We start from the raw sequence: 22,956 nt of genomic DNA on the forward strand, positions 1-22,956 counted from the left end.
TGTGGCGATGGACGACCGTACCCGCCTCGTCGAGGACGAACACCCGCTGCGCTGCAGCGTGCGGAACCGGTCGAGCCGTGCCTCGGCGTGCCGGCGCTCGGAGGCCCAGCAGCCCGCGCCTCCCCCGCGCGAGGTCGGCGGACGCGGCCGACCCGCACGGGCCCTCCACCGACCGGGACGAGGACGTGCCGGGTCCCTTACGCTGCCACCGTGCGCACCCGTCTGACCGACCTGGCCGAGCAGGCAGGCGTCAGCACGGCCACGGTCTCGCGTGTCCTCAACGGCAAGCACGGCGTGTCGGCCCAGGCCCGGCAGGCCGTCCTGGCCGCCCTGGACGTGCTCGGCTACGAGCGCCCTGAGAAGCTGCGCACCCGGTCGGCCGGTCTGGTGGGCCTCGTGGTCCCGGAGCTGTCCAACCCGGTGTTCCCGGCCTTCGCGCAGGTCATCGAGTCGATGCTCACGGAACGCGGCTACACGCCGCTGCTGTGCACGCAGTCCCCGGGCGGCACGACCGAGGACCAGTACGTCGACATGCTCCTCGACCACGCGGTCGACGGGATCGTGTTCGTCTCCGGCCTGCACGCCGACACCACCGCGAGCAAGGAGCGGTACCACCGGCTGCGCAGCCGCGGGATGCCCGTCGTGCTCGTCAACGGCTACGCGGAGGGCGTCGACGCACCCAGCCTCTGCACCGACGATGCCGCAGCGCTCGACCAGGCGTTCCGGCACCTCGTCTCGCTGGGGCACCGCAGCATCGGCCTCGCGGTCGGCCCCACGCGGTTCGTGCCGGCGCTGCGCAAGCAGCAGGAGTTCGCCGTCAACCTCGAGCGGCACCTCGGCATCACCGACCCCGACCGGCACGTCGTCTCGACGCTGTTCACCGTCGAAGGAGGTCAGGCCGCCGGGCTGGAGCTCATCGAGAGCGGGCACACCGCGATCATCTGCGGGTCCGACCTGATGGCCCTCGGCGCCGTCCGCGCCGCCCGGTCGCGCGGCCTGTCCGTGCCGCAGGACGTGTCGGTGGTCGGGTTCGACGACTCCCCGCTGATCGCGTTCACCGACCCGCCGCTCACCACCGTGCGCCAGCCGGTGGCCGCCATGGGGCACGCGGCGGTGTCCGCCCTGGTCTCCGAGATCAACGGGACCCCGACCTCCCGCACGGAGCTGAAGTTCCACCCGGAGCTCGTGGTGCGCGGCTCCACCGGCACCGCCCCTGCACCTGCGACCACCCGGGCGTCCGCCGTACTCTGACATCGCCGGAGCACCGCGCGCCACGAGCCGCACCGCTCCGAGCCGGCGACGCCGCCTCCCCTGCCCGGCCCCCGAAATGAGGCATGCCTGCATGACGACTCTCGACACGCTGCCCACCGGCACCTTCGTGCACGCCCCCGGGTCCCCCGACGGCGAGTGGTGGCGGGACGCCGTGATCTACCAGGTGTACCCGCGGTCCTTCGCGGACGCCTCGGGCGACGGGATCGGCGACCTGCCCGGCGTCACGGCGAGGCTGGGACACCTCGCCGAGCTCGGCGTCGACGCCGTCTGGCTCTCGCCCTTCTACCGCTCCCCGCAGGCCGACGCCGGGTACGACGTGGCCGACTACCGCGACGTCGACCCGCTGTTCGGCACGCTCGCCGACTTCGACGTGCTGCTCGCCGGCGCCCACGACCTCGGCCTGCGCGTGATCGTCGACCTCGTGCCGAACCACACGTCCGACGAGCACGTGTGGTTCCGGGCCGCCCTCGCCGCAGGCCCCGGATCGCCCGAGCGGGCGCGCTACCTGTTCCGCGAGGGCCGGGGTGAGGCCGGCGAGCTGCCGCCCAACAACTGGGAGTCCATCTTCGGCGGCCCGGCGTGGACGCGTGTCCCCGACGGCCAGTGGTACCTGCACCTGTTCGACTCACGGCAGCCCGACCTGGACTGGGAGCACCCCGAGGTCCGCGCCGAGTTCGAGGACGTGCTGCGGTTCTGGCTCGACCGCGGCGTCGACGGCTTCCGGATCGACGTGGCGCACGGCATGGTCAAGGAGCCGGGACTTCCCGACTGGGACGGTCGAGTCTCGATGATCGAGGGCTCCGAGGACGCCGAACCGGCCGAGGCGGTGACCGGCTCCGGCAACCACGGGCCGATGTTCGACCAGGACGGCGTGCACGACATCTACCGCGCGTGGAACCGCGTGCTCGCGCAGTACCCCGGCGACCGGGCGCTCGTCGCCGAGGCGTGGGTGGAGCCGCTGTCGCGGCTGGCCCGGTACGTGCGGCCCGACGAGATGCAGCAGGCGTTCAACTTCGCGTTCCTCGCGACGCGCTGGGACGCGGACGCGCTGCGCTCGGTGATCGCGGCGTCGTACGCGAGCGCCGACACGGTCGGGGCACCCACCACGTGGGTGCTGTCCAACCACGACGTGGTGCGCCACGCGTCGCGCCTCGGACTGTCCGTGCCGGGCTCGCGCCCGCACGGCATCGGCCGGGGCGACGAGCAGCCCGACGTCGAGCTCGGCCTGCGCCGCGCCCGGGCCGCCACCCTCCTCATGCTCGGTCTGCCCGGATCGGCCTACCTCTACCAGGGCGAGGAGCTCGGCCTGCCGGACCACACCCTGCTGCCCGACGACCTGCGGCAGGACCCCGCCTACTTCCGCACCGGGGGTGCCGAGCGTGGGCGCGACGGCTGCCGCGTGCCGCTGCCCTGGGCAGCCGACGAGCCGGGGTTCGGCTTCTCGCCGACCGGCGTCACGTGGCTCCCCCAGCCGCAGGAGTGGTCCCGGTACGCGCTCGACGCGCAACGGGGGGTCGAGGGGTCGACGTACGAGACGTACCGGAAAGCGCTCGCCGTGCGACGCGCCGAGGTGCTCGGCTCCGGCGGGCTGACCTGGGCCGACGGCTTCGGCGACGACGTCGTCGCGTTCGCGAACCGCGGGGTGCTCGTCGTGGCGAACCTCGGCGGCACTCCCGTCCCGCTGCCGGCAGGCGCGCAGGTGCTGCACCACTCCGCCGGCCTCGCCGCGGCCGCGGACGGGTCGCTCTCGGTCCCGTCCGACGTCACCGTCTGGCTGCGCACCTGACCGCCGCCCGTCCTGGTCACCGGCCCACCGCGTCGAGCCCGCCGGCCCTCGGGCAACCCCGAGCGAGCGTCGCGGCTCGCGCGTCCGTCCACCTCGGAACGAGAACTCCCACGTGTGACACGAGACGCGCTGGCCCGGTCGGTGACAGGTCGGACAAGCCAGGCGGGCCACGGTGCTGGCGTCACCCTCCCGGGCGATGGTGCCGTCTCGGCAGGTGATGACGGTCAGCTCCCCACCAGCGTCCGACCAGCCGAGACATCGATCCCCCGGGAGCCGGCGCGGGCTTCGGGGACCACCACGCCTTGACGGGCCCGTGAGCTCGGGTCCGGCAGCCGGTCAGCCGCCCGAGACGCTGAGCTCGGCCTCGTGCAGGTCGCGGCGGAAGTCCTCGGACAGGTCGCGGGAGTCCAGCCACCCGTAGGGCAGGATCGGCCGCTTGGGCGACCCCGCCCGACCCCGCTGCCCTTCGGCCGGTGCGCCGGGGTACGGCTGGTCGAGGTCCAGCCCGGCGAGCCGGTCGTCGAGCTCCGCCATCGTCGACACCAGGCCGAGCGCCGCCCGGGTCTCGCCGCCGACCACGTACCCCTTGAAGTACCACGCCATGTGCTTGCGCATCTCACGCAGCGCCTTCGACTCGTCGCCGAAGTGCTCGACCATCAGCTCCGCGTGCCGGCGCACGACGCGCGCGACGTCCTGCAGGCCCGGGCGCACGCGCTTTGACGAGCCCGCGAACGCCGCCGCGAGGTCCGCGAACAGCCACGGCCGCCCCTGGCAGCCGCGGCCGACGACCACGCCGTCGCACCCGGTCTGCTCGACCATGGCGACGGCGTCCTCCGCCGACCAGATGTCCCCGTTGCCGAGCACGGGGATGTCCGTCACCGTCGCCTTGAGGCGCGCGATCGACTCCCAGTCGGCCGTGCCCGAGTAGTAGTCGGCGGCGGTGCGGGCGTGCAGCGCGACCGCGGCGACGCCGACCTCCTGCGCGACGAGCCCGGCCTCCAGGTACGTGAGGTGGTCCTCGTCGATCCCCTTGCGCATCTTGACCGTCACGGGCACGCCGTACGGGGACGCCGCGTCCACCGCCGCCGACACGATCGCCCGGAACAGGTCGCGCTTCCAGGGCAGCACCGCTCCCCCGCCGCGGCGGGTGACCTTCGGCACCGGGCAGCCGAAGTTCAGGTCGACGTGGTCCGCCCGGTCCTCCGACGCGATCAGCCGCACGGCGGCCGCCACGGTTGTCGGGTCGACGCCGTACACCTGCACCGAGCGCGGTCGCTCGTCGGGCTCGTGCGAGATGATCCGCATCGACTCCTCACCGCGCTCGACGAGGGCCCGGCTGGTGACCATCTCGGCCACGTACAGACCGGCGCCGGACTCACGGCACAGCCGGCGGAAGGCGGCGTTCGTCACGCCGGCCATCGGCGCGAGCACGACGGGCGTGTCGATGGTGAGCGGTCCGATGCGCAGCGGCGGGAGCACGGCACCGGTGGCCGTGCCGGTGCCGGCCGGGCGCACCTCGGCCGCCGGGGTCGTCGTGGTCATCCGACCAGTGTCCCATCCGACGTTCCCGGCGACGAAGCCGCAGGACGGCGGCCCGGCCCGCTCCGGACGACGGCGCCGGGCTCAGCCGAGCAGCCAGCCGTTCTCCTGGGCGATCCGGACCGCCTCGGCACGGGTCCGGCCGCCCGTCTTGCCCATCGCGGACGACAGGTAGTTGCGGACGGTGCCCTCGGACAGGAACGCGTCCCGGGCGATGTCCGCGACCGTGCCCCCGGCGGCCGCGCACACCAGCACGTCCCGTTCGCGGTCCGTCAGCGGGCTCGTGCCCACGGCCAGCGACTCGACCGCCAGCTCCGGGTCGACGACGCGGAGCCCCCGGTGCACGCGCCGGACCGCGTCGGCGAGCTGGTCGGAGGGCGTGTCCTTCACGACGAACCCGCTCGCACCGGCGTCGAGCGCGCGCCGCAGGTACCCGGGCCGCCCGAACGTGGTGACGATGAGGGACCGGCACGCGGGGTGCCGCTGACGGAGCTCGGCGGCGACGGCGATGCCGTCCAGACCGGGCATCTCGACGTCGAGCAGCGCGACGTCGGCCGCCGACTCCCGGGCGGCGTGCAGCACCTCGTCGCCGCGTCCGACCTGAGCCACGACCGTCAGGTCCGGCTCGAGGTCGAGGAGGGCGGCCAGGGCGCCGCGGACGAGCGCCTGGTCGTCCGCCAGGAGCAGGCGGATCGGGCGGTCGGTCATCGGGCTCCGTCCGGGGCGGTGGTCACGAGCAGGCGGTACCCGCCGAGCGGCCCGCGGGAGATCTCGACGCGTGCGCCCACCTGACGAGCCCGCTCCGCGAGACCGTGGAGGCCGTTGCCCGAGGCCACGTCGCCGTCCGGGCCGGCCCCGTCGTCGTCGATCGTCAGGGTGTCCGGTGTCATGCTCACCTTCACGTGCGAGGCGGCCGCGTGCCGCAGCACGTTGGTCGTGCCCTCGCGAATCGCCCAGGCGAAGAGCTCGCGCAACCGGTCGGGCACCCCCTCGATGCTCCCCGGCACGTCGGCGTCGATCGCCGCCGAGTCGAACGCCTGCCGGGCACCGGCCAGCTCACCGGCCAGCGTCACCGCCCGGGTCGCGCTCACCATGCCGCGGACGTCCGCGAGCGCGGACCGGGCCAGCGCCTGGACCTCGAGGATCTCCCCCCGCGCACGGTCCGCGTCCACCTCGAACAACCGGCTGGCGAGCTCCGCCTTGACCGAGATCACGGTGAGGCTGTGCCCGAGGATGTCGTGCATGTCCCGGGCGATGCGCTCGCGCTCCCGCTCGACGGCGAGCACGGCGACCTCGTCGCGGGCGAGCTGGAGCTGACGGTTGCGCAGGACCAGCTGGGTGAACCCGAGCACCGAGAACGTCGCGAGGAACACGGAGGCGACGAGGTCGTCGATCGTGCTCCAGCCCGGGACCAGCCGCGGGATCACGAGGACCGCGAAGGCGGCGCCGACCGCGACGAGCAGCGCCCGCGGGTCCCGCAGCAGGAACACCGACGAGACGCACACGAACACCAGGCCGACGAGCCCGTCCTGGTCGGCCGCGAGGCACGCCAGCGCCACGAGCACGCACTGGCCACCGAGGAACGCCACCGCCCGGTCCGTCGGCATCCGCGTGCCGTGCGGGCCCGCGTGCGTGAGCACCACCCACCCGAAGCTCACGGCGAGCGCGGCGACGGCGAGGAGCGACACCGTGCGCTCCACGCCGGGCGGGCTGGCCCAGGCCGACTTCCACGGTTGCAGCAGGAAGACCAGCCACACCACGCCCATGGCCGGGCCGGCCACGCGCATCACGCGCCGTGCCCGGCCCGGCGGCCCCCACTCCGGGGCGAACGGTGTCTCGTCATGGGACGCCGGCCACATCGCCGAGTCGCCCTCGGCCCAGTCACCGCGCGACCAGACGCGCCGGGCGGGCACGCCGGGCGGGCGGTCGCCGGTCTGCGGTCTGCGCCTCACGGCGCCCACCGTAACCGGGCGACCGCCCGCTCCCAGGTCGAGCCTCCGGGTCACACGCGAGCCGTGTCGCGCTTGAACCGCCACGCCGCCCCGCTGACGAAGACGACCGCCCAGCCCAGCACGTTCACCACGGCCCACACGGAGACGCCCTCGCCGGTCAGCGGTGCCCGGACGATCTCCGCGAGGCCGTAGGTCGGGACCACCTTGGCGATGTCGGCGAACAGGCCGTCACCGAGCGGCATGAACAGGCCGCCGGCGAAGGCCATGAGCGCCAGGACCGGGCCGAGGATCTGCATGACGTTCTCGGCCGGGAGCAGGTAGCCCATGAACAGGCCGAACGCGGCGAACACCGCCGAGCCGACCCAGGCGAGCGCGACGGCGAGGGCGATGCGGCCCGCGTCGCCGTCGGCACCGGAGACCAGGCCGACCGCGGTGACGACGAGCGCCGAGACCAGGCCGAGCACCATCGCGACGACGACCTTGGTGGTCACGTACGTCGCCGGGCTCAGCGGGGTGAGGCGCAGCTGACGGGTCCACCCCTGGGCCCGCTCGACGGAGACCGTGGCCCCGCCGCCGGTCGTGGCGAGCATCGCCCCGTACAGGGCCATCGACACCATGATCCAGGCGGTCACGTTGGCGTGCCCGACCGACTGGGTCTTGTACTCGTCTGCCGTGCCGAAGATGAGGAAGAACGCCGGCGGCATGATGAGCGTGAAGACGATGGAGCGACGGTTGCGCAGCAGGCGGCGCAGCTCGATCGCGAGGAACGGCAGGTTGATCAGGCCCGTGCGCGGGACGCGGGACGCGTCGGTGACGACGGTCGAGGGGCTGGTCGAGGTGCTGGCGACGGTGCTCATGCAAGGCTCCCAAAGGTGTCGTCGGTGCTGGTCGTGTCGCCGGTGAGGGCCAGGAACGCGTCCTCGAGCCCACGGGCGGTGATCTCGACGTCCCGGGCGGCTGTCTCGGTGAGCAGGAAGCGGGCGACGCCGTCGGAGTCCCCCGTGCGCACGAGCACCCGGTCGCCGCGGACCTCCACGGACTGGACTCCCGGCACGGCCCGGAGGGTGTCCGCACCCCGGGCGTCGAGCCCGGGCAGGTGGGCGGTGACCAGGCGGCCCGACGCGAGGTTCTTGATCTGCGCCGCGGAGCCGTCGGCGACCACGCGACCGTGGCTGACCAGCACGATCCGGTCGGCGTACGCGTCCGCCTCCTCGAGGTAGTGCGTGGCGAACAGGATGGTGCGGCCGCGGGCGGCGTCGGCGCGCAGGGCGTTCCAGAAGTCCCGACGACCCTCGACGTCCATGCCCGTCGTGGGCTCGTCGAGCACCAGGACGTCGGGATCCGGCAGCAGCGCGAGCGCGAACCGCAGCCGTTGCTGCTGGCCGCCGGAGCACTTGCCGACCTGGCGGGAGCCGATGTCCGCGATGCCCGCCCGTTCCATGACCTCGCGCACGGAACGCGTGGCGCGGAAGAACGAGGCGGTGAGGCGCACGGTCTCGAGGACCGACAGGTCCTTGAGGAGCCCGCCGCTCTGCATGACCGCCGAGACGCGCCCCTCGGCGATCGCCCGGCTGGGGTCCATGCCGTTGAGGTGGACGGTGCCCGCGTCAGGCTTCGCCAGACCGAGGAGCATGTCGATCGTCGTCGTCTTGCCGGCGCCGTTGGGGCCGAGGAAGGCCACGACCTCGCCCGGCCGGACGGCCAGGTCGATGCCGTCGACGGCACGCACGGTGCCGAAGGACTTGTGCAGGCCCCGCAGGTCGATCGCGAGGGGGCCCGCGCCGGACGGTGCCGGTGTCGGGAGCGTGTCGGTGAAGGTCATGGCACGAGCCTGGCGGCCCTGACCTGCACGTTCCCCCGCCGGTCGTCACGTCCTGCACATGACGGATGTCATACGAGGACTCAACCTCGGGAGCCGGTCGTGCGTCTCCTACGGTGTGAGCACGATGCCGACACCTGTCAGCCGCGACGCCGCGGACCCGCCCCCGGTCCGGGCCGTCGACCCGCCGGACGAGACCACCGAGCGGATCGAGGTGGTGACGACGGGGCGGTCCCGCACGGACGGCCGGACGCGGGACGTCGAGTTCACGGCCTTCATGTCCGCCCACGCCGACGACCTGCACCGGACGGCGTGGCTCCTGTGCGGCGACGCGCACCGTGCCGAGGAGCTCACGCAACAGGCGCTCGTGCGCACCTACGCCTCCTGGGGCCGGGCACGTCGGGGCAGCGAGCTCGCCTACGCCCGGCAGGTGCTCGTCAACCTGCGGGTCGACACCTGGCGGCGGCGGCGCCGTGAGGTGCTGAGCGCCCCCGACGACCTGCCGGAGGTCGTCTCGGCCGACGCTCACGGACGGGCGAACGACCGGGACCAGCTGGTCCGCGCACTGGCTCTCCTGACGCCGAGGCAGCGCCGGGTCGTCGTGCTCCGGCACCTCGTCGGCCTGCCCGAGGCCGAGGTGGCCGCGCAGCTCGGAGTGAGCGTCGGCACCGTGAAGTCCACGGCGTCCCGCGGCCTCGCGACGTTGCGCTCCGCCCTCACCGACCGCACGACCACCACCGAACGGAGCACCCCGTGAACCTCACCGACGACGAGCTCGCCACCGAGCTGCAGGCCCGGGTCACCGCGCTCGCCCCGCACGCCACGTGGGACGTCCCCACGGTCATCGCCGCCGGGCGCCGCCGTCGCGTCCTGCGCGGCACGGGTGCGGTCGCCGGCCTCGCGGTCGTCGCGCTCGCTGCGGCCCTCGTGGTGCCCGGCCCGTGGGCACGCGATGCGAGCGCACCGCCCGCGGACACGTCGACCGGCCGACCGCTCACGGTCGAGCTCCGACCGGGAGTCGTCGCTGCGGTCGGTGTCGAAGTGCCCGGCGGCGACGTGCTGCTCGGCGAGCAGGACGGCACCTCCGCGCGGATCGAGCCCGGGCGGGTGGGTCCGGACGGACCGACGGCGCCGCTGCTCGTCCTGGACGGGCGGGGATCGGAAGGCGAGAGCGCCGTGATCCCGCTTCCTCACGCGTTGTTCGGCGCCGTGGTGCTGAACGGGGACGGCGCGTCGGACGACCCGACCACGGCCGACCCGTGGGAGGGCGCCACCCTCCTCACGGGGACGGTGCCGGCCGACCTGGAGGACGGTCGGGTGCTCCTCTACTACCCGAAGGGCTTCACCGGTCCGGACGGTGACGTGACGCACGTCGTCGAGATCCCGACGTTCCACGTCTCGGAGTCGGTCGAACGGTCCCCGGCCGCTCGTGCACCGTGGTTCGCGGTGCAGTTCTCCGGCACACAGGTCAGGGACCTGGTCTTCGCCATGCTTCAGCTGGTGTTCGCCTCGGGCGACGGCTCGACCGTGGTGCCCGGCTGCCACGAGTGGGCTGTGGGCGGGTGCCCCGCGGCGAACGACCCGCGGCTCACCGACGAGGTGCGTGCGGCGCTCAGGGACTGACCCCGCCGGACGACGACGCCGCGTGCCCTGAGGGGCGCGCGGCGTCGTCGTGCCCGTGGGCCCGTCAGGCGCCGACGAGGCGCTGCGCGAGGTAGCCGGTGACCTGGTCCAGGGACACGCGCTCCTGCGACATGTCGTCACGCTGGCGGATCGTCACGGCCTGGTCGTCGAGCGTGTCGAAGTCCACCGTGATGCAGAACGGCGTGCCGATCTCGTCCTGGCGGCGGTACCGGCGGCCGATGGCGCCCGCGTCGTCGAAGTCGACGTTCCAGCTCTTGCGCAGCTCGGCGGCCAGGTCGCGGGCCTTGGGCGAGAGGTTCTCGTTGCGGGACAGCGGCAGCACGGCGGCCTTGAAGGGCGCGAGGCGCGGGTCGAGCTTGAGGACCACGCGGGTGTCGACGCCGCCCTTGGTGTTGGGCGCCTCGTCCTCCGTGTAGGACTCCACGAGGAACGCCATGAGCGAGCGGGTCAGGCCGGCCGCCGGCTCGATGACGTACGGCACGTAGCGCTGGCCGGACGCCTGGTCGAAGTACGACAGGTCCTGGCCGCTGTGCTTGGTGTGCGTCGACAGGTCGAAGTCCGTGCGGTTGGCGATGCCCTCGAGCTCGCCCCACTCGCTGCCCTGGAAGCCGAAGCGGTACTCGATGTCGACGGTGCGCTTCGAGTAGTGCGACAGCTTCTCGGCCGGGTGCTCGTAGAGCCGCAGGTTGTCGCGCGCGATGCCCAGGTCGGTGTACCAGTCGGTGCGCAGGTCGATCCAGTACTGGTGCCACGTCTCGTCCGTGCCGGGCTCGACGAAGAACTCCATCTCCATCTGCTCGAACTCGCGCGTGCGGAAGATGAAGTTGCCGGGGGTGATCTCGTTCCGGAACGACTTGCCGATCTGGCCGATGCCGAACGGCGGCTTCTTGCGCGCGGCCGTGAGCACGTTCTGGAAGTTCACGAAGATGCCCTGGGCAGTCTCGGGCCGCAGGTAGTGCAGGCCGGACTCGTCCTCGACCGGGCCGAGGTACGTCTTGAGCATCATGTTGAAGTCGCGGGGCTCGGTCCACTGGCCACGGGTGCCGCAGTTGGGGCAGGCGATCTCGGCGAGGCCACCCTCGGGGGCGCGGCCCTTCTTCTCCTCGAACTCCTCGAGCATCTGGTCCTCGCGGAACCGCTTGTGGCAGCTGAGGCACTCCGTGAGCGGGTCGGTGAAGACGCCGACGTGGCCGGAGGCGACCCAGACCTGGCGGGGCAGGATGACGGACGAGTCGAGCCCGACGATGTCGTCGCGGCTCGTGACCATCGAGCGCCACCACTGCCGCTTGATGTTCTCCTTGAGCTCGACGCCGAGCGGGCCGTAGTCCCACGCCGACCGGGTGCCTCCGTAGATCTCACCGCTCGGGAAGACGAAGCCCCGGCGCTTGGCCAGGGAGACGACGGAGTCCAGGCGGGACGGTGCAGCCACGTGCGATCACTCCAGAGGATGGCGCCCGCGGCTGGAGGTCGCGGGCTGGGAGGACCGTGGCCGGGTGCCACGGTCGGCGTTGTCGCACAGGCTACCGGGCAGGTGGCACGCCGCTGGGCAGTGTTTTGACAATGGTTCTCGATTCACTGAGAATCATTGTCATGTTCTCTCCCGGTCGACGGGCGGTCCTGAGCCTCGCGCCCCTCGCCGCCGTGACGCTCGCGCTCGCCGGCTGCGCCGAGAGCTCGTCGGCCGACGACACCACGCTTTCGGTGCTCGCGTCCTTCTACCCGCTCCAGTTCGTGGCCGAGCAGGTCGGGGGCGACCGGGTGACCGTCGACTCGCTGACACCGCCGGGCGCCGAACCGCACGACGTCGAGCTCTCCCCCGCCCAGGTGTCCCGCGTCGACCGCGCCGACCTGGTCGTCTACCTCTCGGGCTTCCAGGCGGCGGTGGACGACGCCGTCGAGCAGACGGCGCCGGAGCACACCGTCGACGCGGCAGACGTGGAGCATCTGCTCGTGCACGAGGACGAGCACGCGGCGACCCACGCGCACGGCTCGCACGACCACGCGGGCCCCGACCCGCACTTCTGGCTCGACCCCAGCCGGATGCCGGCCGTCGTCGACGCCGTCGCGGCCGAGCTCACGGCGGTGGACCCCGACGGCGCCGACGTCTACAAGGCGAACGCCGCAGAGCTGAAGGCCCGGTTCGACGACCTCGACCGGCGCTACCGCGACGGCCTGTCCACCTGCGACACCCGGACCTTCGTCACGTCGCACGAGGCGTTCGGCTACCTGGCCGACCGGTACGACCTGCACGAGGTGGGCATCTCCGGCCTCGACCCCGACGCGGAGCCCTCGCCCGCCCGGCTCGCCGCCGTGGAGAGGATCGCCCGCGAGGAGCGGGTCACGACCATCTTCTTCGAGTCCCTCGTCAGCCCCAAGGTCGCGCGCACGCTCGCGGACGACCTCGACATCGACGCAGCGGTGCTCGACCCCGCCGAGGGCGTCACGAGCGACGACGCGGACTACTTCACGATCGCCGACGACAACCTCGCGGCGCTGCGCATGGCATTGTCCTGCTCGTGAGCACCGCGCCCGAGGCCGAGGGACGTGCGGCCGAGCGACCCGTCGTGGCGGCGGACGGCGTGGGCGTCACGCTCGGCGGCCAACACATCCTCACGGGTGTCGACCTCAGCGTCGCCGCCGGGGAGGTCCTGGCCCTGCTGGGCGCGAACGGGTCGGGCAAGTCCACGCTCGTCCGGGCGCTGCTCGGCGTGGTCCCCACCAGCTCCGGCACCGTCCGCCTGTTCGGAGCGCCGCTCGGGCCGTCCGCCCCGTGGTCCCGCATCGGGTACGTCCCCCAACGCCTGCCCGCCGCCTCCGGTGTGCCGTCGACGGCGCTCGAGGTGGTCACGTCGGGCCTGCTGCACGGTCGCACGCTCCGGCTCCCGCACGGCGCGCGGCAGCGGGCGACGCAGGCCCTGGCGGAGGTCGACCTGGCCGACCGCGTCCACCAGCGTGTCCAGGACATGTCCGGCGGCCAGCAGCAGCGTGTCCTGATCGCCCGCGCGCTGGTCCGGCAGCCGGACCTCCTCGTCCTCGACGAGCCGACGTCCGGCATCGACGTCCCCACGCAGGCGACGTTCGTCGACACGGTGGCCCGCCTGCGCGACGCCGGCACCACGATCGTCGTCATCCTGCACGAGCTCGGGCCGTTCGCTCCGCTCATCGACCGCGCCGTGGTGCTGCGGCACGGGCGTGTGGTGCACGACGGCGCTCCCCCACGTCCCCGCGGCGACCACGCCGACGCCCTGCACGACCACACGCACGCCCATCCCGACCCCGGACCACCGCCGACCGGTCCGACGCTCTCCGTGGAGGTGCGCCAGTGACGTGGGACCAGGTCGTCGAGATGCTCACCTCCCCGCTCATGCAGCGCGCACTCCTCGCCGCCGTGCTGGTCGGCGCCTCGGCACCGGTGGTCGGTACGTTCCTCGTGCAGCGCCGCATGGCCCTCATGGGCGACGGCATCGGGCACGTGGCGCTCACGGGTGTCGCGGTCGGCTGGCTCGTCGGCAGCTGGGCGAACCTCGTGCCGCAGGACACGCTCGCGGTGCCCGGCGCGGTGGTCGCGGCCGTCGTCGGTTCGGTCGTCATCGAGCTCGTCCGCGAGCGCGGCCGCACCAGCGGCGACCTGGCGCTGGCGCTGATGTTCTACGGCGGCATCGCCGGCGGCGTGCTGCTCATCAAGGTGGCGGGCGGCACGAACGCCAACCTCATCAGCTACCTCTTCGGCTCCATCTCGACGGTGTCCCCCTCCGACCTGTGGTGGACCGCCGCGCTCGCCGCCGTCGTGCTCGGCGTCGGCCTGGGGCTGCGGACCGCCCTGTTCGCGGTGAGCCACGACGAGGAGTTCGCCCGCGCCAGCGGCCTGCCGGTGCGCGTGCTCTCGATGCTGGTGGCAACGATCGCCGCGCTCACGGTGACCATCGCGATGCGCGTCGTCGGACTGCTGCTGGTGAGTGCGCTGATGATCGTGCCGGTCGCGATCGCGCAGCTCTACGCACGCTCGTTCGGGCGGACCATGGCCGTCGCCAGCGTCATCGGCGTGGCCGTCAGCGTGGTGGGGCTCGTGCTGACCTACTGGCAGGACATCCCGCCGGGCGCCACGATCGTCGTCCTCGCGATCCTCGTGTACGCCGTCGCGGCGGCGGTGCGGCCCGCGCTGCGGCGCCCGCAGCCGGCCAGGGACCCGCATCCCGACATGGTCGACGACGTGCTGCTCGCCGACGACGACGTGGACGAGGTCTGCGTCGACGAGCCGGGCACCGCCACCCCCAGCCGCTGAGACCCCTGGATTCGGCCCGCACCGGCTCGGCAGGAGAAGATCGGCACGTGACGGAGGTCCGGGAGGCGTACAGGCTCGGCGGTGTGCCCGTCGGCATCGCCGTCGTCGTGCTGTTCGCCATCGTGATCGCCCGCTCGCACGGCACGTACTGGGCCGGACGCGCGGTGGTCCGGGGCGCGCAGCAGGTCCACGAGAACGACCGCGGCCCCGGCTGGTGGCGCGCCACGATCGTGCGCCTGGAGGCGTGGACCGGTACGCGGGCGGCCCAGCGAGGACTCGATCTCGTGCGCCGCTGGGGTGCGGTCGCCGTGACGCTGGCCTACCTGACGATCGGCCTGCAGACGGCGATCTTCGCCTCCGCCGGCCTCGTCAGGATGCCGTACCTGCGGTTCGCGATCGCCTCGGTACCCGGGGCGCTGGTGTGGGCCGTGGTGTGGGCCACGGTCGGCTTCGGTGCCGTCTGGGGCGCGCTGGCCCTGTTCGCGGCCTCCCCCTGGGCGCTGCTGGTCGTGGTGGCCGTGCTGCTCGCCGGCTCCGCGTGGTTGGTCCGGCGCCGCCTCCTGCGGCGGGCGGCAGACGTCCGTGACGACCAGCCCGCCGACGCGCTCGACTGAGCACGGCCGGTGCCGGCACGTCAGGCGGAGGAGAGGCCCGGACGGTCCACCGCGGCTCCGTACCGCCGGTCGCGCCGCGCGTAGATCTCGCACGCGCGCCACAGCGAACCGCCGGTCCACGTCGGGCCACGGCTCGTCGAGGAACACGAGCTCGGCGTACGCCGCCTGCCAGATCATGAAGTTGGACGTCCGCTGCTCCCCCGACGAGCGCAGGAACAGGTCGACGTCCGGCAGGTCGGGCTCGTCGAGGTAGCGCGCGAACAGCTTCTCGTTCACCTTGTCCGGCTTGACCTTGCCCGCCGCCACGTCCCGCGCGATCGCCTGCGCTGCGTCGGCGACCTCCGCCCGCCCCCCGTAGTTGACGCACATGGTCAGCGTGCAGGTGCTGTTGCCGGCGGTCAGCCGTTCGGCCTCCTCCAGCTCGGAGATCACGGACCGCCACAGCCGCGGCCGGCGGCCGGCCCAGCGGACCCGCACACCCCAGTCGTTCATGATGTCGCGGCGGCGCCGGAGCACGTCCCGGTTGAAGCCCATGAGGAACCGCACCTCGTCGGGCGACCGGGACCAGTTCTCCGTCGAGAACGCGTACGCCGACACGTGCTGGACGCCGATCTCGATGGCCCCCGCCACGACGTCGAGGAGCGACGCCTCGCCCGCGCGGTGCCCCTCGACCCGCGGCAGCCCGCGGGCGTTCGCCCACCGGCCGTTGCCGTCCATGACGATCGCGACGTGCTTGGGCACGAACTCCAGCGGGATCGCGGGGGGACGTGCGCCGCTCGGGTGCGGCGGGGGTGCGACAGGCAACTCAGACCCTCTCGACCATCGGCAACGAGCGCAGCTGACGCTCGAGGTGGAACTGGCAGAACGCCGCGACGAGCCCGTTGCCCTCGCCCCGGTGCCGCTCGGCGCTCCCGTCGGCGACAGCCCAGTCTCCCGCGAGGAGCGCCGCCAGGAGCTCGAACGTCTCGGGAGCGGGTGCCGCGGCCCCGGGCGGGCGGCACGACCGGCACACGGCCCCGCCGGACGCGACGGCGAACGCCTGGTGCGGGCCGTCCGCACCGCACCGGGCGCAGTCGGTGAAGCTCGGCGCCCAGCCGGCGACGGCCAGCGCCCGCAGCAGGTACGAGTCGAGGACCAGCCCGGGGGCGTGCTCGCGGGTGGCCAGCGCCCTGACGGCACCGACCAGCAGCCAGTACTGCTGCAGCGCCGGCTCGTGCTCGGCCTCGACGAGCCGCTCGGCGGTCTCCAGCATCACCGTGCCCGCCGTGTACAGCGTGTAGTCCTCGCAGACGGCGCGGCCGTACGCCCCGATCGTCTCCGCCTGCGTGACGATGTCGAGGTTGCGCCCCGTGCTCAGCTGCAGGTCGACCTGCATGAACGGCTCGAGTCGCGACCCGAACCGGGACGACGTGCGGCGCACGCCCTTGCCGACCGCACGGACCTTGCCGTGGGTGCGGGTCAGGAGGGTGACGATCCGGTCGGCCTCGCCCAGCTTGTGGGTGCGCAGGACGATCGCCTCGTCGCGGTAGAGGCTCACCGGGACATCATCCCCTGCGCCGCCGACACCCTCCGCGGGACACGCCTCGCCCGGGGTGAGAGCGGCGTGCAGATCGGGTGTCGGCGGCGCCGAGGCTTGCACGGTCGGGCCGGTCGTCGGGGTCGCCGACGACCGGCCTGCCGCATCCGTCGCGCGGCGGTGGTGGGCGGCGCGACGGACGATCAGGACCGGCGTCCCTGCCGGGACGGCCCGGCAGGGACGCGGCGGTGGTCTCAGCGCTCGTGCCGGTTGACGGCCGAGATGATGGCCTTGAGCGAGGCCGTCGTGATCGACGGGTCGATGCCGACCCCCCACAGGATCTGGTCGCCGATCGCGCACTCCACGTACGCGGCCGCCGTCGCGTCACCGCCGGACGAGAGGGCGTGCTCGGCGTAGTCGAGGACCGCGATGTCGACGCCGACCTTCTTGAGCGCGTCGACGAACGCCGCGACCGGGCCGTTGCCCGACCCCTCGAGGGTCCGCGGCACGCCACGGTCGAGCAGGTCGACCCCGAGCGTGTCCGGCCCCTCCTCGGCGCTCGTCGCCCGCGTGGCACGCAGCGTGAACCGGCCCCACGGGTCCAGGGGCCCGCCGGGCTCGACCGGCAGGTACTCGTCGTTGAAGATCCGCCACAGGTCGTCCGCGGTGACCTCGGAGCCGTGCTCGTCGGTGTGCCGCTGCACCACCTGGGAGAACTCGATCTGCAGCCGTCGCGGCAGGTCGAGGTCCTTCTCGGACTTCATCAGGTAGCTGATGCCGCCCTTCCCGGACTGCGAGTTCACCCGGATGATCGCCTCGTACGAGCGGCCGACGTCCTTCGGGTCGATCGGCAGGTACGGGACGGCCCACACGAGGTCGTCGACGGCCTGGTGCTGCCGGGCCGCGCTCGCCTCCATGGCGGTCAGGCCCTTCTTGATCGCGTCCTGGTGCGAGCCCGAGAACGCGGTGAAGACGAGGTCGCCGCCGTAGGGGTGCCGTTCGTGGACCGGCAGCTGGTTGCAGCGCTCGACGGTGCGCCGGACGTGGTCGATGTCGGAGAAGTCGAGCTCCGGGTCGATGCCCTGGCTGAACAGGGTTCATGCCGAGCGTCACCAGGCACACGTTGCCGGTGCGCTCGCCGTTGCCGAACAGGCAGCCCTCGATGCGGTCCGCGCCGGCCAGGTAGCCCAGCTCGGCGGCCGCCACGGCGGTCCCGCGGTCGTTGTGCGGGTGCAGCGACAGCACCACGTTCTCGCGGTGGCGCAGGTTCCGGCTCATCCACTCGATCGAGTCGGCGTAGACGTTCGGCGTGGCCATCTCGACCGTCGCCGGCAGGTTGATGATGACCTTCTTGTCCGACGTCGGGCCCAGCTCGTCGAGCACCGCGTTGCAGATCCGCAGCGCGAACTCCAGCTCGGTGCCCGTGTACGACTCGGGGCTGTACTCGTAGAACACCTCGGTGTCCGGCACCAGCTCCTCGTACTTCTTGCAGAACCGCGCCCCGGAGACGGCGATGTCGACGATCCCGTCCTCGTCGGAACGGAACACGACCTCGCGCTGGAGCGTGGACGTCGAGTTGTACAGGTGCACGATGGCCTGCTTGGCGCCGGCGATCGCCTCGTACGTCCGCTCGATCAGGTGCTCGCGGGCCTGCGTCAGCACCTGGATCACGACGTCGTCCGGGATGCGGTTCTCCTCGATCAGCATCCGGACGAAGTCGAAGTCCGTCTGGGACGCCGACGGGAAGCCGACCTCGATCTCCTTGAACCCCATCTGGACCAGCAGCTCGAACATCTCGAGCTTGCGGGCCGGGTTCATCGGCTCGATCAGGGCCTGGTTGCCGTCCCGCAGGTCGACGGCGCACCAGCGAGGGGCCTTCGTCATCCTCGCGTCGGGCCACCGGCGGTCCGGCAGGTCGACGCGGATCTGCTCGTGGAACGGCCGGTACTTGTGGACCGGCATCGACGACGGCTGCTGCGGGCTCGTGTCGAGATAGCTCATCGGGTTCTCGTCCTTCGTTGCGGGATCGGCGGGCTCAGCCGGCGCACGGAACACCGCGACGAGGATGCGGCCTAGAGGGCCTCGTCGCGGCGGAGAAGGAGGAGGGTGGTCCGCAGCACGTCGTCACCATACCCCCGCGCACGTGCCGGTCCGCAAGCCGGTCCGGCGCGCGACACGCCATCTGCGGGCCGCGCCGGTCACCGGAGCGCGACGAGCCGGCCCTCGCCCACGGCGTACAGATGGCCACCGAGCCTCACCGCCCCGCCCGTCCCCTCGGGCAGCGGGGACGTCCAGTCCAGGCGCCCTGTCTCCAGGTCCAGGGCTACCAGAGTCGCACCCTCCTCCGGCGTGGTCCGTTCCAGGATCAGGTGGACGCCGTCGGAGAACGCGTCACCGAGCCCGAGCCCGAAGGCGCGCCGCCACACCTGCGCCCCGTCGTGCGAGTCGACCCCGACGAGAGCGCCCGCCACCCGGAGGACCACGCGGTCCCCCACGTCGGCCGCGATCTCGCGGGCCGGCGCGAACGCACGCCACGCCGGCTCCGACGCGCCCGGCCGGTAGGCGCGCACCCGGCCGACGAGCGGGCCGCCCGCGAGCGCGCCGGAGGTGAACACGAGGCCGGACCTGCCGTCGCTGACCTCGGGCTCCACGGGGACACCCCGGGCCGTGAGCCACGGCGCACCGTCGCCCGCCGACAGGTCGGAGACGACGTCGACACCGACGGCGGCGAGCCGGTACCGGGTCCGCACGAGCGTCCCGTCCTCGAGCATGCGGGTCTCGTCGGTGCCGGCCGTGCGCTGCCCGGGACGCACCCGCTCGCCGGTCGCGTCACGAAGCACCAGCGTGGCGCCGCTCACCGTCGCGACGACGAGACCACCGCCGGCCCGCAGGACGACGTCGCCGACCGCCGGCACGGTCGTGGCGGTCCCGTTCGGACGCTCCCAGCGCACCTCGGCCGTGAGGGGGTCGATCCGCCGGACGGCGAAGGCCCCCCACCAGTACGTCGCTACCACCAGGTCGCCGCCGGCCGTGGCGGTGGCGACGACCCGGCCGGTGATGTGGTGCGACGCGAGGACCTCGCCGGTGGCCGCGTCGACGACGAGCAGCACCGCCGGCGCCGGGTCGGGCGGGCGCTCGCCCGGCGCGAGGGTGCGCTGGTCCGGCGACGGGCCCTCGCCGACGGCGCACACCAGGCGGTGGTCGATCCCGTGGCACCGGACCTGCGTGGGCGACGGGTCCGCGGCGAGCCCGAGCGACCACCGTCGCTCCCCCGTGACCACGTCGAGCCCGACGAGCGAGCGGTGCCGCAGGTCGGGACCGGCGACCACGACGACCGTGTCGTCCACGAGCAGCGGGTCCACCGTGTCGTCGAACGGCACCGACCAGCGGACCGCCGGACCGGCGTCGAGCACGTGCACCGCCTCCGCGAAGGCGGTCGGCGCCAGCACCTGCCGGCGTTCGTGGGCGGTGACGAGCGCCGGTGCGGTCAGGCCGACCCCGACGACGAGGCCGACCAGCGCGGCCAGCAGGCCGGCGGCGACGAACGGGCGGCGCACCGCCCAACCACCCAGGCGTCGGCCCTCGTCCTGCCAGCGGGGCGGTGCAGGGCGCGCGACCACCAGGCCGTCGGCGTCGACCTCGTCGACCACCACGGACTGCATGGGGGCACCGAGGCTCGGGGGCCTCATGCCCCCACGGTAGACCGCCCTCCGACCGGAGGGACGTGCTGCCGGCTCAGCGCAGGACCACGGTCTCGTTCGGGGTCAGCACCACGAGATGCCCACCCACCCCGACGACGCGCTGCACGTGCGACGGCAGCGGCACCGACCAGAACCGGGTGCCGTCCTGCAGCCCGAGACCGACCAGCACGGGGGCACCCAGGTCGTCCACCGCCGGGCCGAGCACGAGGCTGCCGTCGGAGATCGGCGACCACGGCACCTGCTGCCCCACGTCGTACGACCAGAGCTGCCGGCCGTCGGCCGGGTCCACGACGCCGTAGTGCGTGAGGCCGGACACCACCAGCCGGTGGGACACGACCGTCCCCACGTCGAGGGCCTGCTCCGTCGTCCATCGGTGCGCACCGGTGTCCGCGTCGACGGCCGACAGCGAGCCGCCGTCGTCCACGACGACCACGTCGGCGGTGCTCCCGTCGTCGACCGACGGCTGGACCGGCAGGCCGCGCACGCCGTACAGGACCGTGCCGTCACTGTCGTACATGTGCCCGTCGCCGACCGGCGCCCACGTCGCGAAGTGGTCACCGACCGTCGCCACCTGGAGCGACCGGAAGGGGGGTCCCGCGAGGAGGACGGCGCCGTCCGCGCTGTCGAGGACGACCGTCGCGGAGTCGGCGACCACGACCGTGCCGCGGTCGGTGCGGACCGTCGGGTGCGTCCAGGACTGCAGCACCTCAGTGCCCCGGTAGGACCAGACGGCAGTCCCCGCCGCTCCTCGCCGGCGCTCCACGGCGACGTGCCTCTCGTCGACCCACGCGACCACGAGGTCGTCGCCGGCCCGGGAGGCGTCGACCATCCCCCGGGGAGCGTCCCAGGCGCCGAGCGTGCGACCGTCCGCCGCCGAGAGCGCCACGACCCGGGTGCGGACGGGCACCTCCCCGACCGCCGACCGCGAGTACAGGACCCCCGGTCGCGTCACGAGGCACAGGATCGTCGGCCCGACGTCGCCGCCGTCCGAGGGGCACCACGCCGCGCTGCTCTCGAACCCGGCGCGCTGCGGTGGGCCGAGGGTGACCGTCCAACGGACCTCGCCCGTCGCGGCGTCCCTGGAGGTGGCGAGCCACCCCTGGGGCGTCTCGCTCACGAGCACGAGCGTGTCGCCGGAGGCGACGAGCCCACCGTCCGCGGGCACGCCGGGCGCCCGCCACGCCTCCGTGGGGACACCGTCGATCGGCCGCACCAACCCCGGTACGGCACCGATGCGCGCCACGTAGGCCCGGTCCCGAGCCGCGCTGACCAACGACGTGGCGACCACGGCCGCGACCCCGACGGCCCCCAGCCACCACCACCGTCGTAGGCGGGCGAGGGCGCGGGTCCGGGCGGGCGGCTGCTCCTGCGTGTCGTCACGGCCGGCGTCGCCGGGCCCCGCGCGGTCCTGGTCCCGCACGGCTCCGCGGCCGTGGTGGGGTCGGCCGTTGTCCAGCGCACCGAGGACGGCGCCACCCTCCAGACCGGGGTCGTCGACCTCGATCTGCTGCATCCGTGCAGCGGGGCGCCTGCCCGTCATGCCGCCGAGCCTAGGACACGGTGGGCAGTCCGGGCGCCCGGACCAGTCGGAGCGAGCAGTCGCCGAACGTCACGGTCGACCCGACCCGCAGCCGCACCTGCTGGTCGGCGCCGCACACCACCTGGGCGCCGTCGGGCAGCGTCACGACCGTGCCGTTCGTCGAGCCCCGGTCCGCGATCCACACGCCGCCGAGCTCCACGCCGATCTGCAGGTGCGTCTTCGAGACCGAGCGGTCCGGGTCCACGACACGGACGAGCTGCACGTCCACGTCGGCCGCCGGGTTGCGCCCGACGAGCGCCGTCCGCTCGATCGTGAGCAGGCGGCCGTCGCTGAGCTCGATCTCCGCGCTCGCAGGGCGCAGGGCGCCGCCCCCGTGGTCCTCGGCGACCAGGTCCCCCCGCGGTGCCACCCGGCGGGTCGCCTCCACCTGGGGGTCCAGCCCTGGACGCCCGACGAGCGGCTCGGCCGCCGGTTCGACCGTCGCAGGGTCGCTCGCCGGCCGGACCAGCGGCACCGCCCGCGTGTCGAGGTCGGGTCCCCTGCGGCGGGGGGCGAGCGGTGCGAGCACGAGCGCCGGCTGCGCGCCCTCGTCGAGCCACGCGTCCAGCTGCTCCGTCCCACCGGAGCTCCGGCCCGCCCACGCCGGCACCTGCGCGGTGACGGCCTTCGGTTCGACGTGCTCGTTGCCGTCCGGCGGCCACGGTGTGCTCGCCGGCACGGCGAGGGCGGCCGCACGCTCCGCCACCCTGCCTCCGCGCACGTCGAGCACCTCGTCCTGCGCCGCGAGGTCGAGCCATCCGCGCCGCCGGCCCGTCCGGTCCAGGAGCGGCGACGCGAGGACGAGCGGCAGCCCGAGCACGCACGCGAGCGCGCCCGCGACCAGCACGAGGCCACGGACGAGCGCCCTGGCCAGGCCGATCGGCCGTCGGGTCTCGACGTCGAGCGTGCGCAGCCCGGTGAAGAGCCGGCCGACGGTCCACCCCGACCGGCCGAGGGTCAGCCACTGCACGACGAGCACGGTGGACACGAGCACCGTCCCGGCGACGACGGCAGGACCGGACGGAGCCGCGGCCACCGCACCGGAACCCTCGCCGGCCGCAGCACGCAGGTCCGCGGTCCAGCCCAGCGACGCGCGCAGCACCAGCCAGCCGCCGAGGGCCAGGACGACGGCCTGGTCGACGAGGTAGGCGACGGCACGCCGCCCCAGCGAGGCGAGCGCGGCGTCGTCCGCCGTGGAGGCGGGAGGGTGGTGCTGCACGGGGACTCCGTCGGGTGGCGTGGTCGGGGGTGT

18 protein-coding genes and 2 pseudogenes are annotated in these 22,956 nt (G+C 73.7%); 8 read left to right on the forward strand and 12 right to left on the reverse strand.

Annotation, left to right across the window (positions count from 1 at the left end; all coding sequences use genetic code 11):
• Positions 1–210 precede the first annotated feature (210 nt).
• Complete coding sequence (locus tag ACVW07_RS03735; RefSeq protein WP_456817937.1) at positions 211–1,251, forward strand: LacI family DNA-binding transcriptional regulator; 1,041 nt, start codon at positions 211–213, stop codon at positions 1,249–1,251.
• Positions 1,252–1,342: 91 nt separating this feature from the next.
• Positions 1,343–3,058 carry a glycoside hydrolase family 13 protein gene (locus ACVW07_RS03740; protein WP_456817938.1) on the forward strand — a complete coding sequence of 572 codons (1,716 nt, stop codon included), beginning with the start codon at positions 1,343–1,345 and terminating at the stop codon, positions 3,056–3,058.
• Positions 3,059–3,394: 336 nt separating this feature from the next.
• Here ACVW07_RS03740 and dusB read toward each other — a convergent pair whose 3' ends face one another.
• The 5 genes from dusB to ACVW07_RS03765 all read right to left on the reverse strand — a co-directional run bounded on the left by dusB (position 3,395) and on the right by ACVW07_RS03765 (position 8,371).
• Complete coding sequence (gene dusB, locus ACVW07_RS03745; RefSeq protein ID WP_456817939.1) at positions 3,395–4,600, reverse strand: tRNA dihydrouridine synthase DusB; 1,206 nt, start codon at positions 4,598–4,600, stop codon at positions 3,395–3,397.
• Between the two features lie 81 nt (positions 4,601–4,681).
• Positions 4,682–5,305, reverse strand: coding sequence for a response regulator (locus ACVW07_RS03750; RefSeq protein WP_456817940.1), 624 nt, complete (start codon positions 5,303–5,305; stop codon positions 4,682–4,684).
• Positions 5,302–6,549, reverse strand: a complete 1,248-nt coding sequence (locus tag ACVW07_RS03755; RefSeq protein WP_456817941.1) for a sensor histidine kinase — start codon at positions 6,547–6,549, stop codon at positions 5,302–5,304. The genes ACVW07_RS03750 and ACVW07_RS03755 overlap by 4 nt, the downstream gene beginning before the upstream one ends.
• 50 nt (positions 6,550–6,599) lie before the next feature.
• Complete coding sequence (locus ACVW07_RS03760) at positions 6,600–7,406, reverse strand: ABC transporter permease (RefSeq protein WP_456817942.1); 807 nt, start codon at positions 7,404–7,406, stop codon at positions 6,600–6,602.
• Entirely contained in the window at positions 7,403–8,371 is a 969-nt protein-coding gene (locus ACVW07_RS03765; RefSeq protein ID WP_456817943.1) for an ABC transporter ATP-binding protein, read from the reverse strand. The genes ACVW07_RS03760 and ACVW07_RS03765 overlap by 4 nt, the downstream gene beginning before the upstream one ends.
• Positions 8,372–8,495: 124 nt before the next feature.
• On the opposite strand from ACVW07_RS03765, the gene ACVW07_RS03770 reads away from it, so the two are divergent.
• Complete coding sequence (locus tag ACVW07_RS03770; RefSeq protein ID WP_456817944.1) at positions 8,496–9,125, forward strand: SigE family RNA polymerase sigma factor; 630 nt, start codon at positions 8,496–8,498, stop codon at positions 9,123–9,125.
• Positions 9,122–9,991, forward strand: coding sequence for a hypothetical protein (locus ACVW07_RS03775; RefSeq protein WP_456817945.1), 870 nt, complete (start codon positions 9,122–9,124; stop codon positions 9,989–9,991). Before ACVW07_RS03770 ends, ACVW07_RS03775 begins: the two co-directional genes overlap by 4 nt.
• 64 nt (positions 9,992–10,055) lie before the next feature.
• Here the strand turns inward: ACVW07_RS03775 and ACVW07_RS03780 are convergent, their stop codons facing one another.
• Positions 10,056–11,441 (reverse strand): glycine--tRNA ligase, encoded by a 1,386-nt coding sequence (locus tag ACVW07_RS03780; protein ID WP_456817946.1) that lies wholly within the window; start codon positions 11,439–11,441, stop codon positions 10,056–10,058.
• Between the two features lie 161 nt (positions 11,442–11,602).
• Between ACVW07_RS03780 and ACVW07_RS03785 the strand changes: the two genes are divergently transcribed.
• Genes ACVW07_RS03785 through ACVW07_RS03800 form a run of 4 tightly spaced genes read left to right on the forward strand, consistent with a single transcriptional unit; the run spans position 11,603 to position 14,908 of the window.
• A complete protein-coding gene (locus ACVW07_RS03785) occupies positions 11,603–12,532 on the forward strand; it encodes a metal ABC transporter substrate-binding protein (RefSeq protein ID WP_456817947.1) in 930 nt (309 codons plus the stop codon).
• Positions 12,529–13,338, forward strand: a complete 810-nt coding sequence (locus ACVW07_RS03790) for a metal ABC transporter ATP-binding protein (RefSeq protein WP_456817948.1) — start codon at positions 12,529–12,531, stop codon at positions 13,336–13,338. The genes ACVW07_RS03785 and ACVW07_RS03790 overlap by 4 nt, the downstream gene beginning before the upstream one ends.
• 20 nt (positions 13,339–13,358) lie before the next feature.
• Positions 13,359–14,294 (forward strand): metal ABC transporter permease, encoded by a 936-nt coding sequence (locus ACVW07_RS03795; protein WP_456821020.1) that lies wholly within the window; start codon positions 13,359–13,361, stop codon positions 14,292–14,294.
• A gap of 47 nt (positions 14,295–14,341) precedes the next feature.
• Positions 14,342–14,908 carry a DedA family protein gene (locus ACVW07_RS03800; protein WP_456817949.1) on the forward strand — a complete coding sequence of 189 codons (567 nt, stop codon included), beginning with the start codon at positions 14,342–14,344 and terminating at the stop codon, positions 14,906–14,908.
• A 20-nt stretch (positions 14,909–14,928) separates the two neighbouring features.
• Here the strand turns inward: ACVW07_RS03800 and ACVW07_RS03805 are convergent.
• The 6 genes and pseudogenes from ACVW07_RS03805 to ACVW07_RS03830 all read right to left on the reverse strand — a co-directional run bounded on the left by ACVW07_RS03805 (position 14,929) and on the right by ACVW07_RS03830 (position 22,923).
• Positions 14,929–15,712: pseudogene (locus ACVW07_RS03805) on the reverse strand (isoprenyl transferase).
• Position 15,713: 1 nt separating this feature from the next.
• Entirely contained in the window at positions 15,714–16,445 is a 732-nt protein-coding gene (gene recO / locus ACVW07_RS03810; RefSeq protein WP_456817950.1) for a DNA repair protein RecO, read from the reverse strand.
• 233 nt (positions 16,446–16,678) lie between these two features.
• Positions 16,679–18,425, reverse strand: a pseudogene (gene leuA, locus ACVW07_RS03815) (2-isopropylmalate synthase).
• 197 nt (positions 18,426–18,622) lie between these two features.
• The gene (locus ACVW07_RS03820) at positions 18,623–20,113 is read right to left on the reverse strand and encodes an outer membrane protein assembly factor BamB family protein (RefSeq protein ID WP_456817951.1); all 1,491 of its coding nucleotides are present in this window, start codon (positions 20,111–20,113) and stop codon (positions 18,623–18,625) included.
• Between the two features lie 46 nt (positions 20,114–20,159).
• Positions 20,160–21,665, reverse strand: a complete 1,506-nt coding sequence (locus tag ACVW07_RS03825; protein WP_456817952.1) for a hypothetical protein — start codon at positions 21,663–21,665, stop codon at positions 20,160–20,162.
• Between the two features lie 10 nt (positions 21,666–21,675).
• Complete coding sequence (locus ACVW07_RS03830) at positions 21,676–22,923, reverse strand: RDD family protein (protein ID WP_456817953.1); 1,248 nt, start codon at positions 22,921–22,923, stop codon at positions 21,676–21,678.
• Positions 22,924–22,956 lie beyond the last annotated feature (33 nt).

Source organism: Cellulomonas sp. URHB0016 (assembly GCF_054057935.1).

Bases quoted from the DNA above. Each gene is read 5' to 3' on its own strand.
- ACVW07_RS03740 (WP_456817938.1), top strand. From the start codon at position 1,343: ATGACGACTCTCGACACGCTGCCCACCGGCACCTTCGTGCACGCCCCC.
- dusB (WP_456817939.1), bottom strand. From the start codon at position 4,600: ATGACCACGACGACCCCGGCGGCCGAGGTGCGCCCGGCCGGCACCGGC.
- ACVW07_RS03750 (WP_456817940.1), bottom strand. From the start codon at position 5,305: ATGACCGACCGCCCGATCCGCCTGCTCCTGGCGGACGACCAGGCGCTC.
- ACVW07_RS03760 (WP_456817942.1), bottom strand. From the start codon at position 7,406: ATGAGCACCGTCGCCAGCACCTCGACCAGCCCCTCGACCGTCGTCACC.
- ACVW07_RS03765 (WP_456817943.1), bottom strand. From the start codon at position 8,371: ATGACCTTCACCGACACGCTCCCGACACCGGCACCGTCCGGCGCGGGC.
- ACVW07_RS03770 (WP_456817944.1), top strand. From the start codon at position 8,496: ATGCCGACACCTGTCAGCCGCGACGCCGCGGACCCGCCCCCGGTCCGG.
- ACVW07_RS03785 (WP_456817947.1), top strand. From the start codon at position 11,603: ATGTTCTCTCCCGGTCGACGGGCGGTCCTGAGCCTCGCGCCCCTCGCC.
- ACVW07_RS03795 (WP_456821020.1), top strand. From the start codon at position 13,359: ATGCTCACCTCCCCGCTCATGCAGCGCGCACTCCTCGCCGCCGTGCTG.
- ACVW07_RS03820 (WP_456817951.1), bottom strand. From the start codon at position 20,113: ATGAGGCCCCCGAGCCTCGGTGCCCCCATGCAGTCCGTGGTGGTCGAC.
- ACVW07_RS03825 (WP_456817952.1), bottom strand. From the start codon at position 21,665: ATGACGGGCAGGCGCCCCGCTGCACGGATGCAGCAGATCGAGGTCGAC.